Source organism: Stenotrophomonas sp. 05L44_2 (assembly GCF_056665995.1).
Genome location: NZ_JBFTNR010000448.1, coordinates 1 through 3,539, shown reverse-complemented (window position 1 = coordinate 3,539; position 3,539 = coordinate 1). Strand labels below are relative to the sequence as shown.

Genomic DNA, 3,539 nt, shown 5'->3' with positions numbered 1-3,539 from the left:
GTGATGTCGTTGATGAACAGGAAGTCGTCCTTGATACCCGCGGCGATCTTCGGATCTGCACGATCGGCATCGGTGATCGGCGACAGCTCGATCACGACGTGACCGTACTGACCCTTACCACCGGACTGCTTGGCGTGCTTGTAGTCCGACTTCACGTCCGACAGGGTGATCGTTTCGCGRTAMGCCACCTGCGGCTTGCCSACSKTGGCTTCRACGTTGAACTCGCGCTTCATGCGGTCAACSAKGATKTCCAGGTGCAGCTCGCCCATGCCCGAGATGATGGTYTGGCCGGATTCTTCGTCGSTSYKSACGCGGAACGACGGATCTTCCTGRGCCAGACGMSMCAGYGCCAGACCCATCTTTTCCTGGTCGGACTTGGTCTTCGGCTCGACGGCCATCGAGATGACCGGCTCCGGGAACACCATGCGCTCGAGGATGATCGGCTGATCCATGGAGCACAGGGTGTCACCGGTGGTGGTGTCCTTCAGGCCCACGGCGGCGGCGATGTCGCCTGCCAGCACTTCCTTGATTTCTTCACGGTTGTTGGMGTGCATCTGCAGRATRCGGCCGATRCGYTCCTTCTTGCCCTTCACCGAGTTCAGCAACTGGTCGCCTGCATTCAACGTGCCCGAGTAGACACGGAAGAAGGTCAGCGCGCCGACGAACGGGTCGGTGATGATCTTGAAGGCCAGGGCCGAGAAGGGAGCCTTGTCGTCAGACTTGCGGCTCATTTCCTTGGTCTCATCGTCAACGTCGGTACCGGTCACGTCCGGCACGTCGATCGGCGACGGCAGCAGCTGGATCACGCCGTCCAGCATGGCCTGCACGCCCTTGTTCTTGAACGCCGAGCCGCAGTACATCGGCACGATGTCGGTCGCCAGGGTGCGCACGCGCAGGGCTTCGATGATCTCGGCCTCGGTCAGCTCATCGCCGCCCAGGTACTTGTCCATCAGCTCTTCGCTGGCTTCGGCAGCCGCTTCGATCATGAAGGTACGGGCTTCGGTCGCTTCAGCCAGCAGCTCGGCCGGCACATCGCTGTACTCGAACTTCATGCCCTGCGAAGCCTCATCCCAATGGATGGCCTTCATCTTCAGCAGATCGACGACGCCCTTGAAGCCTTCCTCAGCGCCGATCGGCAGCTGCATCGGAACGGCCTTGGCACCCAGCTTCGCCTTCAGCTGGCCGACGACCTTGCTGAAGTTGGCGCCGGTGCGGTCCATCTTGTTGACGAACGCGATGCGCGGCACCTTGTAACGGTTGGCCTGGCGCCACACGGTTTCCGACTGCGGCTGCACGCCACCGACGGCACACAGCACGAAGACGGCACCGTCGAGCACGCGCAGCGAGCGCTCCACTTCGATGGTGAAGTCGACGTGCCCGGGGGTGTCGATGATGTTGAAGCGGTGCTCCGGCAGGGACTTGTCCATGCCCTTCCAGAACGCGGTGGTCGCAGCGGACTGGATCGTGATGCCACGCTCCTGCTCCTGCTCCATCCAGTCCATGGTGGCGGCGCCGTCATGCACTTCACCGATCTTGTGGCTCTTGCCGGTGTAGAACAGGATGCGCTCGGACGTGGTGGTCTTGCCGGCATCGATGTGGGCCATGATGCCGAAATTGCGGTAACGCTCGATGGGAGTGGAACGGGCCACGGGGAGCCTCTCAGATTTCTTGGATTTCGGATGGCCGAACGCCGCCTTTCGGCGGCCTTCGGATTGGCGCAGCCCTTCTGGGGCCGCGAGGCAGCACCGAGATGGTGCTGCCCTGCCTGTTTTACAAGGCCGTCAAACTCACCAGCGGTAGTGGGCGAATGCCTTGTTGGCTTCGGCCATGCGGTGGGTTTCTTCGCGCTTCTTGATGGCGCCGCCACGGTTTTCCGAGGCGTCGATCAGTTCAGCGGCCAGCTTCTTCGGCATGGTGTTCTCACCACGCTTGCGCGCGGAGTCGATCAGCCAACGCATGGCCAGAGCCATCTTGCGCGAGGCGCGCACTTCGACCGGCACCTGGTAGGTGGCACCACCGACGCGGYGGGACTTGACTTCGACCGACGGAGCCACGTTTTCCAGAGCCTTCTGAACCAGCTCGACGGAATTCGGGTTCTTCTCACCGATCACGTCCATGGCGCCATAGACGATCTTTTCAGCGACCGACTTCTTGCCGCTCAGCATCACCATGTTGATGAAACGGGCGATGGTTTCGCTTCCGTGCTTCGGATCCGGCAGGACTGCGCGCTGCGGCGTATTACCTTTACGAGACATGTGTGCTTTCCCTTAGCTCTTCGGACGCTTGGCGCCGTACTTGGAACGGCCCTGGCGACGCTTGGCAACGCCGGAGGCGTCGAGCGAACCACGAACGGTGTGGTAACGCACACCSGGCARRTCCTTSACRCGACCGCCACGSAYCAGRACCACSGAGTGCTCYTGCAGGTTGTGGCCTTCACCGCCGATGTAGGAAATCACTTCTTCCTGGTTGGTCAGGCGAACCTTGGCAACCTTGCGAAGGGCCGAGTTCGGCTTCTTCGGAGTAGTGGTGTAAACGCGCGTGCAGACGCCACGGCGCTGGGGGCACTTTTCGAGAGCCGGCGAGGCRCTCTTRTARGTGGTYGCCTGCCGCGGCTTGCGGACMAGCTGATTGATCGTCGCCATCAGTATGTTCTTCTGAGAGAGGCCGAAAAAAACCGGCCATGAATGCGGATATGTGCGAGCAGGCGAAAAACCGGCCTGCTGAGACAGACGATTGTAGCAACCTGGCGAAAACGCGGTCAAATGCGCACGCGCCAAGCCAGCCCTGATCCAGGGCCGTTACAGGGGAGCCTTCTCCATGCCCCCCGTTCAGGTTGTCGCCCGACCCATCGCTGGGCCGGGGCGGCATCCTACCTCATCGACGGCGAACAGACCAGCGGCCTGGGCCCTCGAGTGCAGATCCCGCCGAGGCGGGTCCTGCGTGATACGTGTCCGGCACGGAGCCGGACCATGAAGCAGGGACCGGCCGATGGCCGCCCCCTGCCCGATCGAGGTCCGGCCTGAGCCGGACCGGCCGATCAATCCTCGGCCTGCTCGGCGTCGGTCGACTCCACCACCACTTCCGGTGCTGCCACGGCCACGGCGGCTGCAGCTGCCGGGGTGCCGGCCAGAGTCTGCATTTCCGAGTCCGTCAGCCCGCTCGCATTGCGGCGGCGGTTGGCGTGGTAGGTCAGACCGGTACCGGCCGGAATCAGACGGCCGACGATCACGTTTTCCTTCAGGCCGCGCAGGTTGTCCTTGGTGCCGCGGACGGCAGCCTCGGTCAGCACGCGGGTGGTTTCCTGGAAGGAAGCAGCCGAGATGAACGATTCGGTAGCCAGCGATGCCTTGGTGATGCCCAGCAGGACCGGATCGAAGCGAGCAATCAGCTCGTTGCGGGTGGTCAGGCGTGCATTTTCCTCGATGACGCGCTGGCGCTCGACCTGTTCGCCGTTCAGGAACTTGCTGCTGCCCTGATCGGTGATCTCGACCTTGCGCAGCATCTGGCGGGTGATCACYTCGATGTGCTTGTCGTTGATC

At 62.5% G+C, this 3,539-nt stretch carries 3 protein-coding genes and 1 pseudogene; all 4 read right to left on the bottom strand.

The window, feature by feature from the left end:
* Nucleotides 1-1,649 (bottom strand): elongation factor G (fusA, locus tag AC1VAN_RS15335; RefSeq protein WP_480986125.1); only part of this gene is annotated, 1,649 nt, incomplete at its 3' end.
* 138 nt (nt 1,650-1,787) lie between these two features.
* Nucleotides 1,788-2,255 (bottom strand): 30S ribosomal protein S7, encoded by a 468-nt coding sequence (rpsG, locus tag AC1VAN_RS15330; protein WP_480986124.1) that lies wholly within the window; start codon nt 2,253-2,255, stop codon nt 1,788-1,790.
* A gap of 12 nt (nt 2,256-2,267) precedes the next feature.
* Nucleotides 2,268-2,642, bottom strand: coding sequence for a 30S ribosomal protein S12 (rpsL, locus tag AC1VAN_RS15325; protein WP_480986123.1), 375 nt, complete (start codon nt 2,640-2,642; stop codon nt 2,268-2,270).
* Nucleotides 2,643-3,037: 395 nt separating this feature from the next.
* Nucleotides 3,038-3,539 (bottom strand): annotated as a pseudogene (locus tag AC1VAN_RS15320) (DNA-directed RNA polymerase subunit beta'); the annotation flags it as partial.